Origin of the sequence: Microcoleus sp. S13C4 (assembly GCF_036700865.1) — a bacterium.
In the GTDB taxonomy this organism is placed as follows: Bacteria; Cyanobacteriota; Cyanobacteriia; order Cyanobacteriales; family Microcoleaceae; genus Microcoleus.
On record NZ_JAUBPS010000142.1, the window covers coordinates 1 to 4,105 of the forward strand.

Annotated in this window: 7 protein-coding genes; 4 read left to right on the forward strand and 3 right to left on the reverse strand. The window is 47.8% G+C overall.

Going from position 1 to position 4,105, the window contains the following annotated elements; translation table 11 throughout:
• The 3 genes from QT996_RS28085 to QT996_RS28095 form a co-directional block, all read right to left on the reverse strand.
• On the reverse strand, nucleotides 1-257 hold a 257-nt coding region (locus QT996_RS28085), incomplete at its 3' end, for a hypothetical protein (RefSeq protein ID WP_333050750.1).
• Between the two features lie 339 nt (nucleotides 258-596).
• Nucleotides 597-1,175, reverse strand: coding sequence for a hypothetical protein (locus QT996_RS28090; RefSeq protein WP_333050751.1), 579 nt, complete (start codon nucleotides 1,173-1,175; stop codon nucleotides 597-599).
• Nucleotides 1,176-1,328: 153 nt separating this feature from the next.
• Nucleotides 1,329-1,613: a hypothetical protein gene (locus tag QT996_RS28095; protein WP_333050754.1), complete on the reverse strand. Its 285-nt coding sequence runs from the start codon at nucleotides 1,611-1,613 to the stop codon at nucleotides 1,329-1,331.
• A gap of 197 nt (nucleotides 1,614-1,810) precedes the next feature.
• Here QT996_RS28095 and QT996_RS28100 point away from each other — a divergent pair, with 197 nt between their 5' ends.
• The 4 genes from QT996_RS28100 to QT996_RS28115 all read left to right on the forward strand — a co-directional run bounded on the left by QT996_RS28100 (nucleotide 1,811) and on the right by QT996_RS28115 (nucleotide 3,601).
• Nucleotides 1,811-2,398 carry a hypothetical protein gene (locus tag QT996_RS28100; protein ID WP_333050756.1) on the forward strand — a complete coding sequence of 196 codons (588 nt, stop codon included), beginning with the start codon at nucleotides 1,811-1,813 and terminating at the stop codon, nucleotides 2,396-2,398.
• Nucleotides 2,395-2,580, forward strand: coding sequence for a hypothetical protein (locus QT996_RS28105; protein WP_333050757.1), 186 nt, complete (start codon nucleotides 2,395-2,397; stop codon nucleotides 2,578-2,580). The genes QT996_RS28100 and QT996_RS28105 overlap by 4 nt, the downstream gene beginning before the upstream one ends.
• A 108-nt stretch (nucleotides 2,581-2,688) precedes the next feature.
• Nucleotides 2,689-3,027: a hypothetical protein gene (locus QT996_RS28110; RefSeq protein WP_333050759.1), complete on the forward strand. Its 339-nt coding sequence runs from the start codon at nucleotides 2,689-2,691 to the stop codon at nucleotides 3,025-3,027.
• A complete protein-coding gene (locus QT996_RS28115; protein ID WP_333050761.1) occupies nucleotides 3,005-3,601 on the forward strand; it encodes a hypothetical protein in 597 nt (198 codons plus the stop codon). Before QT996_RS28110 ends, QT996_RS28115 begins: the two co-directional genes overlap by 23 nt.
• Nucleotides 3,602-4,105 lie beyond the last annotated feature (504 nt).

Genomic DNA, 4,105 nt, shown 5'->3' on the forward strand with positions numbered 1-4,105 from the left:
CGATATTTGGGTGCTTTTTTACTGCCAGAGGATTTCCAAGGCTTGTCTGGTCTGAACTGAAATTGTGTGCCTGCACCAATAAAGAAGATGCCACCCGACTTGGCGGTATAACCCAAGTAAACTGATGCCTCGTCAGCAGATACGGTTCGGCAGTTGGCGTAGCTCCACTCGTTGAGCAGTCCCCTGCTCTCAATGTGGCTCTTGTGTTTGGGGCAAAGGTTCGCGGTAGTTGATAAAAATTGATCTGCAATATTCATAGATGCCTCTTTCGTTACTCATAGCGCTGCGTGCTGGTTTTTTTACAAAAACCCGCGCTTAGTAGAAGAGACGGCTCTGCCACAGCTACCGTTGATGTGCAAAGGTGCAGATTTTGCGGTAATGGCAGAAATAGACTATGATGAATCTAAAGTTTTTTATTTTTGATTGTCTGCCGTCTCTTCTAAAGACGCGGACTTTTTTTTGGTCTGGTCTAATCGATGCGGGCGGTCGCTTGTTGACAACAGCCTTTTCAAATTCTATACGCGGACGTATTGCGAGCGAACGTTAGCTGACAAGGAATTTCCGAATCGAAAAATCCCAATTGTTGCCGATCGCAATTAACCCGGTTCATCCTCACCCCCCGGAATTCTCCAAGGGTCGATGCCGTTTTCTCTAAGCAAGCGCTCGTAGTAGTCGCGCTCCCACCGAATTTCGTCTTCAGCAGAGTAAGCGTTGCCCAACATTCGCAGGTCGCGTTCGAGTTGCTGGACTCGCTGGCCAAGCAGTTCGTTGCGTTCGGATTCGGTGCGAGTAACGCCGAAAGCTATGTCAAATCGGCGCTCTAAGGTTTCAGTACCCAAAGCCACAACTAAGTCAAAAGCAGGTTTAACTCCTCTGTAACAGCGGTAAATCCAGTAAGCATAAACAACACTTAAGGGCCATCCCCGAATGCGAGTTTGTCCTCTGACTTGTCCCGTGGGGTCAACTTCAAAAGTTTCTGGCGTAAAACCCTCACCCAGTATGGCTTTACCCTCCTTAGAACCTAAAAAGTTTCTGGCGTAAACTGGATCATCCCCAATACACTCAGCCGCCTGTGTTTGGCTCATCCGGTAACTGCCGTCTGGCAACATAAACCCATCGACTGTGAGGGAACCTATTTGCACGGAAGCCCTGACGGCTCTAACTGATTCACTCATCAAAAACTCCTTTGACGCTTCATCGCGCTCTACGTGGCCTATACACTAAACTCCGACAGTCCAAGCTTGGTGTATACGAAAGTTCAACCTAGTTTTTCAAGTAGTGTTTCCCATTCCATAATTTGATTTTTTAGCAATTGAACCCGAGCGCCCTTAGCCTTGCGCTTGAGAAACAAACCGCGGCCAGCAAGTTCTTCGCGGGCTAATGCGATACTTTGCTCCAACACTTTTGGTCAATTCCTCCCTATCCTCCTTTTTTAGTTCAGTGTCGGTCATCCCTGCAACCAGGCGGGCGAACTGTTCCAAGAATTCAGAGCGCGAGATTCCAAGCACCTCAGCCCTGGTGTCGATCGCTTTCATTGCCGTAGGAGTCACAAAAATGCTGTACCGCTCTTTGTTTTCGCCCCAAGCGCTGCGTTCAGCCGGTTTTCTGGTCATTTGTCTGTGTATGCACAATTAACAATTTTCATCATAGGGCTTGACAACACCTAAACAGACGTAACTATGTCTGTGCATACATAGTTACGTCTGTGCATACACAGTTATGGCTTAACACCAAAACCAAACCCCGCCCCCTATGACTGGAAATCTTCTGGGGCGGGGTACGGCACTCACATTAATGAGGTTTTTCAATCATGACACAAATACCGATACCGATAACGGTTGAGGTGTCCGCTGCTGCTGCAACGCCAAAGGTGACGAGCGCTTCTTTGTACCCTTCGTTGTTGGCATCCGTGGACGCGATGGCAGAACCCGCTCTTTGGGTTTTGATGGAAGCGACCGTTTATTCGCTGCGCCAAAGGGACACGCTCACCCGCTCTATTAAAGAGTGCGGTACTGTTGAATGTTTTGGCGATAAGTGGCCCCAAGATTTTGATTTCTTGCCAACCGATTCCGAAGCCATCGCCTTAGTAGAAGCAATAGCCGACCAATTCTCCCGTCGCCAACTCCACACCTGTTGGCAATCGTTGTTGAGCACTTGCAACCGCATCCAAAAGCTTGCCCTGATTGAAGCGATAACCTACGCCCAACACTATTCATCGACGGTACTCCAAGCGCTCTCTCAATGCGAACTCTCGGATTTGTTTGAAGATTCCCTCGAACACTTGGATGTTTGGCTCTCCGAACCCGAAGCGCTGCGCCTAATTCGCTTGTTCTCCGGTTCCCTCTTAGCTTCATCGGAAGCTGCACCCACACCTGGGACTGGGAGGGACGATCGATGAAAGCACTCAAAAGCCATCAATTCAAGTGGAGCGTTACCGTCACCCGCAAGTACAATCCACCCCGCCAGATTATAGTGTTCGGGCGATCGCAAGTAGAAGCACTCCAAGGAGCCGTAGCTTCTGCACGGGAAGTCTGGGGTATCTGGGATGCCACATCATTTAGCACGCCGGAAAGGAAATAATTTTTTTTGATTCTTCGTTAGCTACTTCGGGCGACTCCGAAAACAGCTAACGAAAGAATCAAAGTTTCAAGCGTTTTAGCTAATAAGTAGCCAATCAAATGCCAGAAAATGCCAACACCTAAAAAGCCTGTAGACGTAGCTGTTTTTAACAGTCGGTGCGGCCAATGGAACCATCGAAATTACTTCAGAGCAGAGGTAAGGGTAATTCTAGGTAAAGGGGGAAAACCGATGCCTGAAGCTACTTTCAAAACCAGACTCGCCCTTTTAGAAGCAGAATGCCCCGAGTTTCAGAGACAACCTTACCGCCGGACATTTTCTCAATTTCATTTGAACTGCTTGCTAACCCTAGAAACTTGGATTCTGGAAGCCAACCGCTGCATTGCCACTGTTCGAGAACGATTAGCACAAGAAGGATTACCCACCCATGAATACCGAACCGACAATTGACCGCCGCGACATCAAAGCCAAATGGGGACTCAACAAAGTTTCTGACGTAACCAACGCTCGCAAAGCTTTAGGACAGCCCGATTGGCAAAACTCTCTTTTGAACTCTGATGACAGCGCAGAAATCGACCTTTATTTCGAGTTGGTACTGAATCAGCGAATTGCACCCGGTTTGGCACTCGAACAAGTAGTTGGAACTCGAAACGGACGCGGTGAATACTGCAATGACATCGACTCAGAAGCGATCGCCAACGACCAAAAGCGCGATGCTGAAGAAGAAAAAAGCGGAGCGATACAAGCCATTGAGGGAATGACTCGCGAAGCATCCTTGGGGATGGCCGATGTTGCGGTCGCCGTTAGCGACCAAATGCTAGATGCCTTTAAGATTTCTCTGAGTGCAAATCTGACCCACGGTTTGACCGATATGGCCTCGAATATCCGAGGTAATTTCAGCGTTCTCACTGATGCTGTAAAAGCAGCTCCCTTGGATTTGCGGGATGCCAATTTGCCCGTCCCAAAGCCTGTTTTACCAACCAAGTCAATACCACCGCGGAGGATTTCACCAGGACTCTGGTAGGCGCTCACCGAGAGTTGGGGGAAGCCCTAGCTTTAAGGCAAGCTCAAAGGGAAAAGGTACTCCTGAATCTCATCTTTTTCCTGAGCCTACAACAGGGGGAAGAACCTAAAAAACATGGCATTATATTGCCCCCCAATTGCAATTACGCTGAAGAAACAATCGCGCTAATGAGGTTTGTCTAATGCGGGAAAGTTACGGTTTCATTGAATTGTATTTAGTGTGTCCTGGATTGAAATTGTGGCGAACCTTTAAATCTAAGCTTGCGACAATCAGTAAAGTGAGCGAAGTGGCTGTATTGGTGGGAGGATGCGCGTGAAAATCAGAGAAGTCTTGGCAACAGTTAAACACTGCAATTCAGGATGGCAAGAACAAAAATTGGTACACATCCTGTTTACTGACCAGGATGAAAAGTATCAGTTACTAAAGCCTTAAGCTGTTGTGCCTTTAAATAGGGTATAATAAAAAATGAGTTTAGTCAATCTCTACAAAAATGCCAGCTAAAAA